We start from the raw sequence: 17,086 nt of genomic DNA, 5'->3' as shown, positions 1-17,086 counted from the left end.
CACCTGTTCCCATGCCGAACACAGAAGTTAAGCTCTTTAGCGCCGATGGTAGTCGGACTTACGTTCCGCAAGAGTAGGACGTTGCCAGGCAGCATTTAGGATGCGATGAGCCGAGACCGAGAGGTCTCTTTTTTTTTATGCGCTAAGAGCTTAACTTCAACTGAGAGTAATTGTCGAGAGAAAGCGTTTGAAGCTGACGAACTAAATGAGCGACGAAACGAGCTTACGAGTGGTAAGTGAGTAAGGAGAGCGTGCAAGTGAGGAAAGATGCGAGCGCTTGTCTCACGGCAAGAAAGGTCTTTAGAGCCGAGGGTAGCAGACTTACGTTCCGCAAGAGTAGGACGTTGCCAGGCAGCATTTAGGATGCGATGAGCCGAGACCGAGAGGTCTCTTTTTTTTATGCGCTAAGAGCTTAACTTCAACTGAGAGTAATTGTCGGTTTTGGAGGAATACATGAGCAAAAGCTCATGCATAAATCCCACTAATACAATGAAATATAACATAGTAAGAGATTTACGAGTCTATCTTAATAAATTTAGAAGTTAGAATTTAAAAAAGTGAGACTATAGAAGCTGACGAACTAAATGAGCGACGAAACGAGCTTACGAGCGGTAAGTGAGTAAGGAGAGCGTGCAAGTGAGGAAAGATGCGAGCGCTTGTCTCACGGCAAGAAAGGTCTTTAGAGCCGAGGGTAGCAGACTTACGTTCCGCAAGAGTAGGTAAAGTGGAATACATGAGCAAAAGCTCATATATAAAGTCCCATAACTCAATTTATTGAGTTATGGGACTTTAACGCTACTTTAAATGCATAAACTATCAATTAGTGCATTTGTATGTGCTTCAAGTTCTGAAAAAGGAATGCCACCAAATCCTAATATGAATTTTGCAGATTTTTGTGTAGTATCATATTGATTAAATGGTGTTATTTTTAATTTATTCTTTTCTGCATTTTTTAGACAGTCTTTTATAGAAAGACCATTTTTAACTGTTAAATTAAAATGCATTCCTGCTAAGGCTCCTTCTATTTCTAATTGATCTTCATAAGGTTTGAGTGCTTCAATAATAAATTTTAATTTACGACTATATAATTTTCTCATTTTGTTTAAATGTCTTTCAAAACTTCCTGATTCCATAAAACTTGCTACAATTTTTTGTAAGTGTGCAGGTACTGTATTACCTTCTTTATGTTCTAAATTCTCATACCGATTAAGTAACTTTTTAGGTAAAACAAGGTAGGCAATTCTGCAACTAGGGAAGAGTGATTTAGAGAAGGTACTAATATAAATTACTTTGTCTTTCGTATCTAAACTTTGTAATGCGGGAATCGGTTTGCCAAAATAGCGAAATTCTGAATCATAATCATCTTCAATAATATATCTATCATCACGTTCGTGTGCCCATGTTATAAGCTGGGTACGCTTTTTTAAATTCATTACATAACCAGTAGGAAATTGATGTGAGGGTGTTACATATGCGATGTTATGAATTGCTGTCTTTAAATAGTCTAGTTCAAGGCCAGTTTGATTTACTGGCACTTGCAAATAAGAAATTTGTCTTTTTTCTAATACTTGCTTAATAGGTGGATAACTCGGATTTTCAATAAGGAATTGTGCTTTGTTTAAGATATCCGTTAGTAAGTTAATTAATTGTTCAGTTGATGATCCAATAACAATTTGTTCAGGATGACATGATACACCACGGCTGTTGAATAAATAGTGGGCAATTTCTTGTCTTAATGACCATTCACCTTTAGGGTTTGCGTGTTGGAGTAGTTGTAATTGATTTATTTCAAAAGCATCTCGCGCATATTTTCTAAACTGTTGAATTGGAAAATAATCAGTATCAATTTCTGATAAATTGAATGCATATTTGTAATAAGCATCAGGGTATTTATTTTGGGATGACAAATATTCATCTGTATTGAATTGTGTTTTCCTATTAATTATAGGTAATGTTTCAATATCTGAAACGAAATAACCTGAACGTGGTTTTGAATATATATAACCTTCATCGAGTAGAAACTGATACGCATGTTCAATCGTTGTATTACTAACAGAGAGATGTTGCCCTAATGCGCGTTTAGAAGGGAATTTATCTCCTGATTTATACTGACCTTCAATGATTTGCCTTTTTAAATTTTCATATAAATCGATATAAAGATGTGATTTCGACATAAAACTGACCTCCAAAATTAAATTGAAATTGAACCTTTTTAAATACCAGTTTATCTCTTAAAATGAATTTAATCAAATAAGTAAAGGGGAAAAACAAATGTCTAAAGTAACTGGATCAGAGAGAGTTAAAAGAGGAATGGCAGAAATGCAAAAGGGCGGCGTGATTATGGACGTTGTCAATGCTGAACAAGCTAAAATAGCTGAGGAAGCTGGAGCAGTTGCGGTAATGGCGTTAGAACGTGTACCATCTGACATTAGAGCGGCTGGCGGCGTTGCACGTATGGCTAATCCTAAAATTGTGGAAGAAGTTATGAATGCTGTTTCGATTCCGGTAATGGCAAAAGGACGTATTGGTCACATTACTGAAGCGCGCGTACTTGAATCAATGGGTGTAGACTACATTGATGAATCAGAAGTATTAACACCTGCAGATGAAGAGTATCATCTATTAAAAGATACGTTTACAGTACCATTTGTATGTGGTTGCCGTAACTTAGGAGAAGCTGCAAGACGTATTGGTGAAGGTGCAGCAATGTTACGTACAAAAGGTGAGCCGGGTACAGGAAATATTGTAGAAGCTGTTAGACACATGCGCCAAGTTAATGCAGAAGTAAAAAGATTAACAGTGATGAATGATGACGAAATCATGACTGAAGCTAAAAATATTGGAGCACCATTTGAAGTATTAAAAAGTATTAAAGAAAATGGTAAACTTCCTGTTGTTAACTTTGCGGCTGGTGGTGTAGCTACACCTCAAGATGCAGCATTAATGATGGAATTAGGCGCTGATGGTGTCTTCGTTGGTTCTGGTATTTTCAAATCAGAAGACCCTGAAAAATTCGCTAAAGCTATTGTACAAGCTACAACTCACTACCAAGACTATGAGTTAATTGGACGTTTAGCAAAAGACTTAGGCACAGCTATGAAAGGTTTGGACATCAATGAATTGACTTTAGAAGAACGTATGCAAGAGCGTGGATGGTAATATGAAAATTGGTGTACTAGCACTGCAAGGCGCAGTAAGGGAACATATACGTCATGTTGAACTTAGCGGTCATGAAGGCATTGCAATTAAGCGTACAGAACAATTAGATAACATTGATGGTCTCATTTTACCTGGTGGTGAATCTACTACATTACGCCGATTAATGAATTTATATGGCTTCAAAGAAGCATTACAACAATCTACATTACCTATGTTTGGAACGTGTGCTGGATTAATAGTGATGGCTAAGCATATTGTTGGTGAAGAAGGTTATTTGGATAAATTAGACATCACTGTTCAAAGAAATTCATTTGGCAGACAAGTGGATAGTTTTGAAAGTGAATTAAATGTACAAGGTATCGCAGAAGATATTGAAGGTGTTTTTATTAGAGCTCCACATATTGAAGCGACACATGGTGAAGTATCAGTGTTAAGTACAGTTGGTGAAAAAATTGTAGCAGTTCAAGAAGGACGTTACTTAGGTGTATCCTTCCATCCAGAATTAACTGATGATTATAGAGTGACACAGTATTTTATAGAAGAAATCGTAAAACCTACATTGATGACAGAAAAGGTGTAATAGATAGAACTTCAATAAAATATATGTCGCGTAAGGAATTTTTTAATAAGGCACTTCGTTAAAAATAATGAGTAGTTATTTTATAAGGCGAAGTGTCTTATTTTAGCTTATAGTTTAGAGAAGAAGAGAAGATATGTAGATTGATGTCTACTATTTGTAAATATAGATATAACAATTTAGCAAGTATTAAAAAAACACACTTCCATGCGATAGGAAATGTGTTTTTTAGTTTGCTTGTGGTATGTAGCAATATTTTAATTTTGTAATGGAAATAGTTGATATTATATAAAATGTACTTAAATCGAACGAATAAGCTTTTTATATTTGCAGATATCTATGTCCAAGTTACATTTTTAAATAAAGAATCCGGCAATAGCTGCTGAAATAAATGAAACAAGTGTAGCACCGAATAATAATTTTAGTCCAAAACGAGCTACGATATCACCTTTTTCGTTGTTAAGTGATTTAATTGCTCCAGAAATAATACCGATAGAGCTAAAGTTTGCAAATGATACTACGAATACAGAAATAACACCTTTAGCATGAGCGCTCATATCTTTAATCTCACTTAAACTTTGCATTGCAACAAATTCATTTGACAGTAATTTAGTAGCCATGATGGATCCGGCTTGTACTGCATCATCCCAAGGTACACCAACTAAAAATGCAAATGGTGCAAAGACAAATCCGATAAGCGTTTGGAAGTCCCAAGTGATACTGCCGCCAGATAAGCCGGTAAAGATTGCACTAACAACACCATTAAGTAAAGCAATGATAGCGATATAACCTATTAACATTGCACCTACGATGACTGCAACTTTAAAACCGTCTAAGATATATTCACCTAACATTTCGAAAAATGATTGTTTACCTGATTCGCTCTCATCAACGATAAGTTTATCTTCTTTTGCATCAATTTTATAAGGATTGATTATAGAAGCAATGATGAAACCACCAAAGAGATTTAATACAACTGCTGTAACTACAAAACGTGGTTCAATTAATGTGAAATAAGCACCGATAATTGAAGCTGATACTGTAGACATTGCAGAAGCTGTTAATGTATATAGACGTTGTTTAGGAATATGTGCTAATTCCTTTTTCAATGAAATAAATACTTCTGATTGCCCTAAAATTGCAGCGGCAACAGCATTATATGATTCTAAGCGGCCCATGCCATTAATTTTTGAAATGGCTAAACCTAAAACGTTGATAATCCAAGGTAAGATTTTTGTATATTGTAAAATACCAATTAAAGCTGAAATGAATACGATTGGTAATAATACATTAAAGAAGAAGGGCGGGTTCTTAGGATCTACAAATTCAAATCCACCAAATACAAAGTTCACACCTTCTGCTGCTTTTGCTAGTAAATAATTAAAGCCGTCTGATATGCTACCGATAACTGTAATACCAAATTTAGTTTTGAGTAAAATAAATGCGAATACTAGTTGTATTACAAGTAGTAAACCGACATATTGCCAACGAATATTTTTTCTATCTGAGCTAAATAGAAACGCCAATGCAAGAAACACTGCTATCCCAATTAAACCAATAATAATATGCATAAGTCATTCATCCCTTTTAATTTTTCTTAACTCCTATAATACAATAAATTAGATAGCACTTACATCTTTAATTAAAAATTTTTAAAACATATTGGTTGAAAAAGGTCAAAGTTGGTCATATAATATAGTCAAAGAAGGTCAAAAGAGGTGATAATCATGCACAACATGTCTGACATCATAGAACAATACATTAAAAAGTTATTTGAAGACACCAATGAAGACGTTGTAGAAATTCAACGTGCCAATATTGCGCAGCGCTTTGACTGTGTGCCTTCCCAGCTTAATTATGTAATCAAAACACGTTTTACAAATGAGCACGGCTATGAGATTGAAAGTAAAAGAGGTGGTGGCGGATATATTCGAATCACCAAAATTGAAAACAGAGATGAGACAGGTTATATTAATCATTTACTTCAATTAGTTGGTCCATCTATTTCACAACAGCAAGCTTATTACATTGTAGATGGCTTATTAGATAAAAATTACATTAATGAACGTGAAGCAAAAATGATACACGCCGTTATAGACAGAGAGACATTAAAAATGGATGTATTATCGAGAGATATTATTCGAGCAAATATTATAAAACGGTTATTGCATGTTATAAATTATTATTAAAGTGAGGTGTTTCGTCGTGCTATGCGAGAATTGTCATTTGAATGAAGCAGAAGTGAAATTGGCAGTGAAAGGTCAAGATGGTATAAATGAAAAATGGGTTTGTTCCACATGCGCACAAGGTGGTAACCCATGGACTCAAAATCAGCAAATTCAATCGCAAGATGACATTGAAGGCGCATTTGTAGTGAAGCAAATCTTACAACACTTAGCTGCTAAACATGGTATCGATTTTGATGAAATTGCTTTTAAAGAAGAAAAACGATGTCCTACTTGTCATATGACATTAAAAGATATCGCACATGTTGGTAAATTTGGCTGTTCAGATTGCTATGCTACATTCAAAGATGACATTGTCGATATTGTACGACGTGTGCAAGGTGGTCAAATCGAACATGTAGGAAAAACACCACATTCTTCACACAGAAAATTAGCATTAAAAAAACAAATAGAAGAAAAAAGTTCATATTTAAAACAACTGATAGAAGAACAAAACTTTGAAGAAGCCGCCGTTGTTCGTGACGAAATTAAAGCATTGAAAGAAGATGGCGAGGTGAAACATGATGAGTAAAAATGATATTAGTGCATACATGAGTGAATGGATGCGTGATAGAGAAGAAAGTCCAATTGTGATGTCTTCGAGAATACGATTAGCAAGAAATTTAGAAAATCATGTACACCCATTAATGTTTTTATCAGAACAAGATGGTTTTCGAATAATTAACGACGTACAAGATGCGCTTCCTGACTTGTCTGTACAACGTTTGGACTCAATGGATCAACAAAGTAAATACAAGCTTGTCGCGAAACATCTTATAAGTCCTGAATTAATAAGACAACCTGCTTCTGCCGTATTACTCAATGAAGATGAATCTTTAAGTATTATGGTTAATGAAGAAGACCATATACGTATTCAGGCCATGGGTAACGATTTATCACTATCAACATTATACGAAAAAGCTTCAGAAATTGATGATCAACTTGATAGTGAATTAGATGTAAGTTTTGACGAAACTTTAGGTTATTTGACAACATGCCCTACTAATATTGGGACAGGCATGCGTGCCAGTGTCATGTTGCATTTGCCTGGATTGACAATAATGAAACGTATGAATCGCATTGCTCAAACAATTAATCGTTTTGGTTTTACAATTAGAGGTATTTATGGAGAAGGATCTCAAGTTTATGGTCATATATACCAAATTTCAAACCAACTTACTTTAGGCAAAACAGAAGAAGAAATCATTGAAAGCTTATCAGAGGTAGTGCAGCAAATTATTAATGAAGAAATGCAAATCCGCGAACGATTAAACCGACATAATCATATAGAAACATTAGACCGAGTATATCGTTCGTTAGGAATATTAAAATATAGTAGACTGATATCTATGGAAGAAGCTTCACTAAGATTAAGTGAAGTGAAACTTGGTTTAGATTTAGGCTATATTGAATTAGAAGACTTCAAGTTTAACGAGTTAATGGTTGCAATACAATCACCTTTCTTATTAGACGAAGAAGATGATAGAACAGTTAATGAAAAAAGAGCAGATATATTAAGAGAACATATAAATTAGGAGGTCATACTATATGCTATTTGGTAGACTAACAGAACGTGCTCAACGTGTACTAGCACATGCTCAGGAAGAAGCAATACGCTTAAATCATTCGAATATTGGAACTGAACATTTACTTTTAGGTTTAATGAAAGAGCCTGAAGGCATTGCAGCTAAAGTTTTAGAAACGTTTGATATTACTGAAGAAAAAGTAGTTGAAGAAGTAGAAAAATTAATCGGCCATGGTCAAGAACAAATGGGCGCATTACACTATACACCTCGTGCGAAAAAAGTAATTGAATTATCAATGGATGAAGCTAGAAAATTACATCATAATTTCGTAGGAACAGAGCATATCTTACTTGGATTAATCAGAGAAAATGAAGGTGTCGCAGCTCGTGTGTTTGCAAACTTAGATTTAAACATCACAAAAGCACGTGCACAAGTCGTTAAAGCTTTAGGTAGCCCTGAAACAAGTAATAAAAACGCGCAAGCTAATAAATCTAATAATACACCAACGTTAGACAGTCTAGCTCGTGACTTAACAGTTATCGCAAAAGACGGCACTTTAGATCCTGTCATTGGTAGAGAAAAAGAAATTACAAGAGTCATTGAAGTCTTAAGTCGTCGTACTAAGAACAATCCTGTATTAATTGGTGAACCAGGTGTCGGTAAAACTGCTATTGCTGAAGGCTTAGCACAAGCAATTGTTAATAACGAAGTACCTGAAACACTTAAAGGTAAACGTGTAATGTCATTAGATATGGGGACAGTTGTTGCTGGAACAAAATATCGTGGTGAGTTTGAAGAGCGCTTGAAAAAAGTAATGGAAGAAATTCACCAAGCTGGAAATGTAGTATTATTTATCGACGAATTACACACACTAGTAGGCGCAGGTGGTGCAGAAGGTGCTATTGATGCATCTAACATTCTTAAACCAGCATTAGCTCGCGGTGAATTACAATGTATCGGTGCAACTACTTTAGATGAATACCGTAAAAATATTGAAAAAGATGCAGCGCTTGAACGTCGCTTCCAACCTGTTCAAGTTGGTGAACCGACTGTTGAAGATACAATTGAAATCTTAAAAGGATTGCGTGATCGTTATGAAGCACATCACCGTATTAACATTTCAGATCAAGCTTTAGAATCAGCAGCTAAATTAAGTCACCGTTATATTTCAGATCGTTTCTTACCAGATAAAGCGATAGACTTAATCGATGAAGCAAGTTCTAAAGTAAGACTTAAGAGTCATACAACTCCACCAGACTTGAAAGAAATTGAACAACAGATAGAACAAGTTAAAAACGAAAAAGATGCAGCTGTCCATGCTCAAGAGTTTGAAAATGCAGCCAACTTGCGTGATAAGCAAACAAAATTAGAAAAACAATATGAAGAAGCAAATAACAACTGGAAAAATTCTCAAAATGGTGATAACACATCTCTATCAGAAGAAGATATTGGTGAAGTCATCGCTGGTTGGACAGGAATTCCTTTAACTAAAATTAATGAAACTGAATCAGACCGTCTGCTTAACTTAGAAGATACACTTCATAATAGAGTGATCGGCCAAAAAGATGCCGTTACATCTATTAGTAAAGCAGTTAGACGTGCTAGAGCTGGATTGAAAGATCCTAAACGTCCTATCGGTAGCTTTATCTTCTTAGGGCCTACGGGTGTAGGTAAAACTGAGTTAGCTCGTGCATTAGCTGAGTCTATGTTCGGTGAAGATGACGCAATGATTCGTGTTGATATGAGTGAGTTTATGGAAAAACATGCTGTCAGTCGTTTAGTTGGTGCCCCTCCAGGCTATGTAGGTCATGACGATGGCGGTCAATTAACTGAAAAAGTAAGACGTAAACCTTACTCAGTGATTTTGTTTGATGAAATTGAAAAAGCGCACCCTGATGTGTTTAATATTCTGTTACAAGTATTAGATGACGGTCACTTAACAGATACAAAAGGTCGTCGTGTAGACTTCCGTAATACAGTTATTATTATGACATCTAACGTAGGTGCACAAGAATTACAAGACCAACGTTTCGCCGGTTTTGGAGGCGCGTCTGAAGGACAAGATTATGAAACAATCCGTAAGACAATGATGAAAGAATTGAAAAACGCATTCCGTCCAGAATTCTTAAACCGTGTTGATGATATTATCGTCTTCCACAAACTTTCTAAAGAAGAATTGAAAGAAATTGTGACAATGATGGTTGATAAACTAACAGAACGCCTTTCTGAACAAGATATTAATATTACAGTTACAGAAGCTGCTAAAGAAAAAATTGCTGAAGAGGGTTATGATCCTGAATATGGTGCTAGACCATTAATTCGTGCAATTCAAAAAACAGTTGAAGATAACTTAAGTGAATTAATTTTAGAAGGCAATCAAGTTGAAGGTAAAGAAGTAATAATTAACCATGATGGCAAAGAATTCAAGTATGATATTCAAGAAAGAAAAGGTACAACTAAAGATAAAGAAACAACTGAATCTTAGAAGTTAAGTATAAATTAAAGCAGTACTTCTCAAATATGTGGATGCATATTTGGGGAGTGCTGCTTTGTTTTTATATTGTATAAACAATAGAGTAGTATTTACCTTGATAAATGAGTAATATTTAAAAAAGTCAAAATATAATATCAGTGATACTCTATACACAAGCATGGTATTTTATAAAATAGCTTTTCGCTAAAGATTAGAATCCTTAAGTTATTAAGATTTTTAAATAACTATATACGAATATTTTTCGATTGAATTGTTTGATTATGAATAAAATTTGTTTTTAAACAGACAGAGGTTTAAAATAGATTTGTTCAATGAAAGATGGAGGTGCAGTTTTGGCTAAAAAGAAAGTGATTTTTGAATGTATGGCCTGTGGTTACCAGTCTCCAAAGTGGATGGGGAAATGCCCAAACTGTGGTGGTTGGAATCAAATGGAAGAAATAGTCGAACAAAAGGCTGCGAGCCCAAAACATGGTGTGCGCAGTCGAGACAATATTTCTAAAGTGCAAAAATTAAATGACATTAAACATGAAACGACGCCACGAGTAAAAACAAACTCTGAAGAGTTTAATAGAGTACTCGGTGGCGGTATAGTAAATGGTTCGCTCGTATTAATAGGCGGTGATCCGGGTATTGGTAAATCAACATTACTTTTACAAATTTGTGCAGCATTATCACAATCTAAAAATGTGTTGTATATTACAGGTGAGGAATCATTAAATCAAACCAAATTAAGAGCAGAAAGATTAGATGAGGACTCAAGTCAATTAAATGTGTTTGCTGAAACAGATTTAGAAGTTATACATGAAACAGTTAAGCAACTCAAACCAGATCTACTTGTAGTAGACTCAATCCAAACTATTTTCCATCCAGAAATCAGTTCGGCTCCAGGTTCTGTGTCGCAAGTTAGAGAAAGTACGCAAAGTTTAATGAATATAGCGAAACAATTGAATATAGCTACATTTATAGTGGGACATGTTACGAAAGAAGGTCAAATAGCTGGTCCACGTTTACTTGAACATATGGTAGATACAGTCCTTTACTTCGAAGGCGACGAGCATCACGCGTATCGTATTTTAAGAGCAGTTAAAAACCGTTTTGGCTCTACAAATGAGATGGGTATCTTTGAGATGCAGCAAACTGGATTAAAAGGAGTTAAGAACCCGTCGGAAATGTTCCTTGAAGAACGTTCGACTAATGTACCTGGTTCAACTATTGTTTCTACAATGGAAGGTACGAGACCGTTACTTATAGAAGTACAAGCGTTAGTGACTCCAACTACATTTAATAATCCAAGACGTATGGCGACAGGGATTGATCATAATCGATTGAGTTTGCTCATGGCAGTGTTAGAAAAGAAAGAGAATTATTTACTACAACAACAGGACGCTTATATTAAAGTGGCAGGGGGTGTACGTTTAACAGAACCAGCTGTAGATTTAGGTATTGTTGTTGCAACGGCATCAAGTTTTAAAGATTTAACAGTTGATGGTTTAGACTGCTTTATTGGAGAAGTAGGACTCACAGGGGAAGTTAGACGAGTTTCTCGTATAGAGCAACGTGTACAAGAAGCGGAAAAATTAGGATTTAAGCGTGTAATTATTCCAGAATCAAATATTGGTGGATGGCAATTTCCAAATGATATCAAGGTCATTGGTGTTAAGAATGTCCATGAAGCATTAAAATATGCACTAACAAAACAATAAATTAAAAACACAAAGCTATTTAGGTTAAGTATATATTTAGTTTAGCCTGAATGACTTTCTAAAGGAAGGTGAGTTAACCTGTGAACATTATAAGACTCATTGTTATCTTGTGCTATATTATCTTGGGTGCAAGTATAGGTGTGTATCTATTACCAGAGATAGTCAATGACGCTGGTCTAAACCATTTACCCCTATTAACAAATACTTATTTCAATGGGCTACTAGGGATTATTATATTCTTTTTAATCTTTGGTTGGTTTATTAAAAAAGCAACATATGCTTTAAAAGAATTAGAACAAACAATTATGCGTCAAAGTGCAGTAGAAATATTATTTGCTACAATTGGACTAATGATAGGTTTATTAATTTCTGTTATGATATCTTTTATTTTTCAAATTATCGGCAATAATGTCATTAATCATTTTGTGCCAATTATAGTTACTATTATTTTAGGTTATTTCGGCTTTCAGTTTGGTTTGCGAAAGCGTGATGAAATGTTGCTATTTTTACCAGAAAATATGGCGCGTTCAATGTCTATTAATGCACGTAATGCGGTACCTAAAATTATTGATACAAGTGCCATTATCGACGGGCGTATATTAGATATTATAGAGTGTGGCTTTATTGACGGAGAAATATTAATTCCTCAAGGTGTTATTAATGAACTTCAAGTCGTTGCAGATGCGAACGATAGTGTTAAACGTGAAAAAGGCCAAAGAGGTTTAGATATATTAAATGAATTATATGATACCAATCATCCAACGAGAATTATACACCCAACTAAGTCTCATAGTGATATCGATGCGATGTTAATTAAATTAGCGCAACATTATAGAGCACATATTATAACAACGGATTTTAATCTTAATAAAGTGTGTCATGTTCAAGGTATTCAAGCGTTAAACGTTAATGATTTATCTGAAGCAATCAAACCTTCAGTGCACCAAGGTGATCGCTTTAAACTATTGCTTACTAAAATGGGGAAAGAATCTGGTCAAGCAGTAGGTTATTTAGATGACGGTACTATGGTCGTTGTAGATAACGCTAAAAAACATATAGGCGAACATATCGATTTAGAAGTAATTAGTTTGTTACAAACTTCTTCAGGTCGAATAATTTTTGCAAAAAAATTAAATTAATTTGTAAGTAAAGGTTTCATTTGGAATTGTAGCGCCCAAAGTTACAGTTTTACATGAAGCCTTTGTTTTTAACTGCTTGAAAAATTAAGCAGAACTATAAGATAATTTAAGCACAGTAATATCATATTACTAGTTAAAGTGCTACAATAGATAGCGAAATTATATTTCTATAAAAGTGGATTGTTTATTCAGTTGTATAAAATTATGCAAAGTGCTTTTTAGATTAGGATACTTTAAAAAATTATAAGCTATGGTATGCTTAATAAGCGATAATCATAAACTTATTAATAGTTGAGCGTTATTTTCTTGGTGAACTACACATAGGTGAGTTAACATACGTTCAGCCTATTTACTGTGTGAATTTGTGTAACTTGAATATTAACTTAACCAATAAAAACAAACATTTAAAACGGGAGTGAACATAATGAGTGATCGTGTAAGAGTGAGATATGCACCAAGTCCAACAGGCTATTTGCATATCGGTAATGCAAGAACTGCATTATTTAACTATTTATTTGCTAAACATTATGATGGAGATTTTGTAATTCGTATTGAAGATACGGATAGTAAACGTAACTTAGTTGATGGAGAATCATCACAATTTGATAATTTAAAATGGTTAGGCATAGAATGGGATGAATCTGTAGATAAAGATAAAGGTTATGGACCTTATCGCCAGTCAGAACGCGCAGAAATTTATAACCCATTAATTAAGCAATTATTAGATGAAGATAAAGCCTATAAATGTTATATGACTGAAGACGAATTAGAAGAAGAGCGTGAACAACAAATAGCACGCGGTGAAATGCCTCGTTACGGTGGTAAACATGCACACTTAACAGAAGAAGAACGTCAACAGTTCGAAGCTGAAGGTCGTCAACCATCTATACGTTTCCGTGTACCAAAAGATACGACATTCTCATTTGATGACATGGTAAAAGGTGAAATTTCGTTTGATTCAAATAATATGGGTGACTGGGTCATCGTTAAGAAAGACGGCGTACCTACTTATAACTTTGCCGTAGCAATAGACGATCATTATATGGAAATTTCTGACGTAATTCGTGGAGACGACCATATTTCTAATACACCAAAGCAGTTAATGATTTTTGAAACATTTGGTTGGGAAGCGCCTAGATTTGCTCATATGTCGCTTATAGTCAATGAAGAACGTAAAAAATTAAGTAAACGTGATGGAAAAATCTTACAATTCATCGAACAATATCGTGATTTAGGTTATTTACCAGAAGCACTATTTAACTTTATTACGTTGTTAGGTTGGTCACCAGAAGGTGAAGATGAAATTTATTCTCCAGAAGAATTTATTAAGATTTTTGATGAAAAACGTTTATCTAAGTCACCAGCATTTTTCGATAAACAAAAACTAGCTTGGGTTAATAATCAATATATGAAACAAAAAGATAGTGAAACGGTATTTGAATTAGCATTGCCACATCTAATTAAAGCAGAGTTGATTCCTGAAAATCCAACTGAAGAAGATTTAGATTGGGGCCGTAAACTTGTAGCACTTTACCAAAAAGAAATGAGTTACGCTGGAGAAATCGTACCTTTATCAGAATTATTCTTCCGCGATGAACAAATTTTAGGTGATGATGAGCAAGAGGTGATAAATGGTGAACAAGTACCTGAACTTATGAATCATTTATACGGTAAATTAGAAGTGCTTGAGCCATTTGAAGCGGCAGAAATTAAAAAAACGATCAAAGAAGTTCAAAAAGAGACAGGTATTAAAGGTAAACAATTATTCATGCCTATCCGTGTAGCTGTAACTGGCCAAATGCATGGACCCGAATTACCAAATACAATTGAAGTTTTAGGTAGAGAAAAAGTATTATCTCGTTTAAAAAAATATGTTTAAAGTAAAGTTGTAGCATGTAAAGATTGTGTTAAATTGATAATACTTGAAAAATTACATCAAACAACCTATGATTAACATTGAAAATGGCAAAGGATTAGTATGTGATGAAAGTGTATAGAGAGTGTGCGGTAGCTGCAAGCACATCACTGAAATTACGGAATGCACCTTTGTGCAAATGAATTAAATAAACTTTAAAGAGTAAACAAAAGTCGTTTTAGTTTGGATCATTGCGAATGCATTTAAACAAGTGGCTGTGTTTAAAATAAGAGTGGAACCGTGCTAAAGCAAAGCGCCTCTAACAATTTTAGTTAGGGGTGCTTTTTTAATAAGGAGGTAGCAACCTTGTTTAAATTTTTAAGAAGAATTAAAGATGATGTGAATATGGTGTTTGAACAAGACCCAGCTGCGCGTACTACGTTAGAAGTGATTACATCTTATGCAGGTGTACATGCGGTTTGGAGCCATTTGATTGCACATGAACTGTATAAAAAGAAAAAGTATGTTTTGGCTAGGCTTATTTCTCAAGTTACACGTTTTTTTACAGGTATTGAGATACATCCAGGTGCCCAAATCGGTAGACGTTTGTTTATTGATCACGGTATGGGTGTAGTCATTGGAGAGACATGTCGTATTGGTGATAATGTAACGATTTATCAAGGAGTTACTTTAGGTGGAACGGGTAAAGAGAAAGGGAAACGTCATCCAGATATCGGTGATAATGTATTAATTGCTGCAGGCGCAAAAGTGCTTGGTAATATAACAATTAATGCTAACGTGAATATTGGGGCTAATTCAGTAGTGTTAAATTCAGTGCCAAGTTATTCAACTGTAGTAGGTATACCAGGGCATATCGTGAAACAAGATGGCAGACGTATCGGGAAAACGTTTGACCACCGTAATTTACCTGACCCAATTTACGAGCAATTAAAAGAGTTAGAAAAACAACTTGAGAAAACAAGAAATGGAGAGATTCAAGATGATTACATTATATAATACATTAACACGTCAAAAAGAGACGTTCGAGCCTATTGAACCAGGTAAAGTTAAAATGTATGTTTGTGGACCGACAGTGTATAATTACATCCATATTGGTAATGCAAGACCAGCAATAAACTATGACGTAGTAAGAAGATATTTTGAATATCAAGGCTATGAAGTCATTTATGTATCTAACTTCACTGATGTGGATGACAAATTAATCAAGCGTTCTAAGGAGCTAGATGAATCAGTTGAAACGATTGCGGATCGTTACATCAAAGCGTTTTATGAAGATGTAGGTGCTTTAAATGTAAAAAAAGCGACATCAAATCCACGTGTAATGAATCATATGGACGAAATAATCAAGTTTATAAAAGAACTTGTAGACGAAGGCAATGCATATGAAAGCGCTGGCGATGTTTACTTTAGAACACGGAAATTTGAAGATTACGGCAAATTAAGTCATCAGTCACTTAATGACCTAAAAGTGGGCGCACGTATTGAACAAGGTGAACAGAAAGAAGATGCGTTAGATTTCACATTGTGGAAAAAGGCTAAACCAGGTGAAATTAGCTGGGACAGCCCGTTTGGAGAAGGTAGACCAGGCTGGCACATCGAATGTTCAGTTATGGCATATCATGAACTAGGTGCGACAATTGATATCCACGCAGGCGGAACGGATTTACAATTCCCTCACCACGAAAATGAAATTGCGCAGTCAGAAGCACATAACCATGAACCTTTCGCTAATTATTGGATGCATAACGGATTCATTAATATAGATAATGAAAAGATGAGTAAGTCGTTAGGTAATTTTGTATTAGTGCATGACATTATTAAACAAATTGACCCAGACGTTCTACGCTTTTTCATGATTAGTGTCCATTATAGAAGTCCTATTAATTATAATATGGAACTTGTAGAAGCTGCGAAAAGTGGCTTGGAACGTGTGCGCAATAGTTATCAAGCTATTGAAGAACGTGAAGCAATTGCAACAGATGTGGAAGATCAATCTGCATACATTACTGAAATCGACAATATTTTAAAGCAGTTTGAAACTGTGATGAACGATGACTTTAATACTGCAAATGCGATTACAGCATGGTATGATTTAGCGAAATTAGCTAACAAATATGTGTTAGAAAACACTACTTCGGTAAAAGTCTTAGCGCGTTTTAAAGAAGTGTACCAAATATTTAGCGATGTGCTTGGCATTCCACTAAAAGATAAGGCAAGCGACGAATTGTTAGATGAGCAAGTTGAAGCTTTAATTGAAGAACGAAACAATGCTCGTAAAGAAAAAGACTTTGCACGTGCTGATGAAATTCGAGATCAATTAAAAGCACAAAACATTATACTAGAAGACACGGCTCAGGGTGTGAGATTTAAACGTGGCTAATATTGAT

At 34.9% G+C, this 17,086-nt stretch carries 13 protein-coding genes and 1 rRNA gene; 12 read left to right on the top strand and 2 right to left on the bottom strand.

The features are described 5' to 3' along the window. A 5S ribosomal RNA gene (rrf, locus tag ACSUE0_RS09150) occupies positions 1–90 on the top strand; the annotation flags it as partial. 710 nt (positions 91–800) lie between these two features. On the opposite strand, the gene ACSUE0_RS09145 is transcribed toward rrf, so the two are convergent. Then, the gene (locus ACSUE0_RS09145) at positions 801–2,174 is read right to left on the bottom strand and encodes a PLP-dependent aminotransferase family protein (protein ID WP_436957055.1); all 1,374 of its coding nucleotides are present in this window, start codon (positions 2,172–2,174) and stop codon (positions 801–803) included. A gap of 97 nt (positions 2,175–2,271) precedes the next feature. Here ACSUE0_RS09145 and pdxS point away from each other — a divergent pair, with 97 nt between their 5' ends. Then, complete coding sequence (gene pdxS / locus ACSUE0_RS09140; RefSeq protein WP_017723057.1) at positions 2,272–3,159, top strand: pyridoxal 5'-phosphate synthase lyase subunit PdxS; 888 nt, start codon at positions 2,272–2,274, stop codon at positions 3,157–3,159. Position 3,160: 1 nt separating this feature from the next. Continuing rightward, complete coding sequence (gene pdxT, locus ACSUE0_RS09135) at positions 3,161–3,739, top strand: pyridoxal 5'-phosphate synthase glutaminase subunit PdxT (RefSeq protein WP_436957053.1); 579 nt, start codon at positions 3,161–3,163, stop codon at positions 3,737–3,739. 353 nt (positions 3,740–4,092) lie between these two features. On the opposite strand, the gene ACSUE0_RS09130 is transcribed toward pdxT, so the two are convergent. Next, the gene (locus ACSUE0_RS09130) at positions 4,093–5,307 is read right to left on the bottom strand and encodes a NupC/NupG family nucleoside CNT transporter (protein WP_119613531.1); all 1,215 of its coding nucleotides are present in this window, start codon (positions 5,305–5,307) and stop codon (positions 4,093–4,095) included. 156 nt (positions 5,308–5,463) lie between these two features. Here ACSUE0_RS09130 and ACSUE0_RS09125 point away from each other — a divergent pair, with 156 nt between their 5' ends. From ACSUE0_RS09125 to cysS, 9 genes are all read left to right on the top strand, one after another. Beyond that, on the top strand, positions 5,464–5,925 hold the full coding sequence (locus ACSUE0_RS09125; protein WP_017723054.1) for a CtsR family transcriptional regulator: 462 nt from the start codon (positions 5,464–5,466) through the stop codon (positions 5,923–5,925). A 16-nt stretch (positions 5,926–5,941) separates the two neighbouring features. Continuing rightward, positions 5,942–6,493 carry a UvrB/UvrC motif-containing protein gene (locus tag ACSUE0_RS09120; RefSeq protein ID WP_042363311.1) on the top strand — a complete coding sequence of 184 codons (552 nt, stop codon included), beginning with the start codon at positions 5,942–5,944 and terminating at the stop codon, positions 6,491–6,493. Further along, on the top strand, positions 6,486–7,496 hold the full coding sequence (locus tag ACSUE0_RS09115; protein ID WP_017723052.1) for a protein arginine kinase: 1,011 nt from the start codon (positions 6,486–6,488) through the stop codon (positions 7,494–7,496). Before ACSUE0_RS09120 ends, ACSUE0_RS09115 begins: the two co-directional genes overlap by 8 nt. Positions 7,497–7,509: 13 nt before the next feature. Continuing rightward, entirely contained in the window at positions 7,510–9,972 is a 2,463-nt protein-coding gene (locus ACSUE0_RS09110; RefSeq protein ID WP_119613532.1) for an ATP-dependent Clp protease ATP-binding subunit, read from the top strand. A gap of 341 nt (positions 9,973–10,313) precedes the next feature. Next, positions 10,314–11,684 carry a DNA repair protein RadA gene (gene radA / locus ACSUE0_RS09105; protein ID WP_017723050.1) on the top strand — a complete coding sequence of 457 codons (1,371 nt, stop codon included), beginning with the start codon at positions 10,314–10,316 and terminating at the stop codon, positions 11,682–11,684. Positions 11,685–11,764: 80 nt separating this feature from the next. Then, positions 11,765–12,823, top strand: coding sequence for a PIN/TRAM domain-containing protein (locus ACSUE0_RS09100; RefSeq protein ID WP_119613533.1), 1,059 nt, complete (start codon positions 11,765–11,767; stop codon positions 12,821–12,823). Between the two features lie 424 nt (positions 12,824–13,247). Then, complete coding sequence (gene gltX / locus ACSUE0_RS09095) at positions 13,248–14,702, top strand: glutamate--tRNA ligase (RefSeq protein ID WP_119613534.1); 1,455 nt, start codon at positions 13,248–13,250, stop codon at positions 14,700–14,702. 342 nt (positions 14,703–15,044) lie between these two features. Further along, positions 15,045–15,695 carry a serine O-acetyltransferase gene (cysE, locus tag ACSUE0_RS09090; RefSeq protein ID WP_017723047.1) on the top strand — a complete coding sequence of 217 codons (651 nt, stop codon included), beginning with the start codon at positions 15,045–15,047 and terminating at the stop codon, positions 15,693–15,695. Further along, on the top strand, positions 15,679–17,079 hold the full coding sequence (cysS, locus tag ACSUE0_RS09085) for a cysteine--tRNA ligase (protein ID WP_436957050.1): 1,401 nt from the start codon (positions 15,679–15,681) through the stop codon (positions 17,077–17,079). The genes cysE and cysS overlap by 17 nt, the downstream gene beginning before the upstream one ends. Positions 17,080–17,086 lie beyond the last annotated feature (7 nt).

The organism is Staphylococcus sp. AS1337 (assembly GCF_051408735.1).
GTDB lineage: Bacteria > Bacillota > Bacilli > Staphylococcales > Staphylococcaceae > Staphylococcus > Staphylococcus xylosus_B.
This window is presented reverse-complemented; position numbering and strand designations above follow the sequence as displayed.

What these genes read in the sequence shown, in the direction of transcription:
- ACSUE0_RS09125 (WP_017723054.1), top strand. Translation starts at nt 5,464, where the DNA reads ATGCACAACATGTCTGACATCATAGAACAATACATTAAAAAGTTATTT.
- ACSUE0_RS09145 (WP_436957055.1), bottom strand. Translation starts at nt 2,174, where the DNA reads ATGTCGAAATCACATCTTTATATCGATTTATATGAAAATTTAAAAAGG.
- ACSUE0_RS09115 (WP_017723052.1), top strand. Translation starts at nt 6,486, where the DNA reads ATGAGTAAAAATGATATTAGTGCATACATGAGTGAATGGATGCGTGAT.
- pdxS (WP_017723057.1), top strand. Translation starts at nt 2,272, where the DNA reads ATGTCTAAAGTAACTGGATCAGAGAGAGTTAAAAGAGGAATGGCAGAA.
- ACSUE0_RS09110 (WP_119613532.1), top strand. Translation starts at nt 7,510, where the DNA reads ATGCTATTTGGTAGACTAACAGAACGTGCTCAACGTGTACTAGCACAT.
- gltX (WP_119613534.1), top strand. Translation starts at nt 13,248, where the DNA reads ATGAGTGATCGTGTAAGAGTGAGATATGCACCAAGTCCAACAGGCTAT.
- ACSUE0_RS09130 (WP_119613531.1), bottom strand. Translation starts at nt 5,307, where the DNA reads ATGCATATTATTATTGGTTTAATTGGGATAGCAGTGTTTCTTGCATTG.
- pdxT (WP_436957053.1), top strand. Translation starts at nt 3,161, where the DNA reads ATGAAAATTGGTGTACTAGCACTGCAAGGCGCAGTAAGGGAACATATA.
- cysS (WP_436957050.1), top strand. Translation starts at nt 15,679, where the DNA reads ATGATTACATTATATAATACATTAACACGTCAAAAAGAGACGTTCGAG.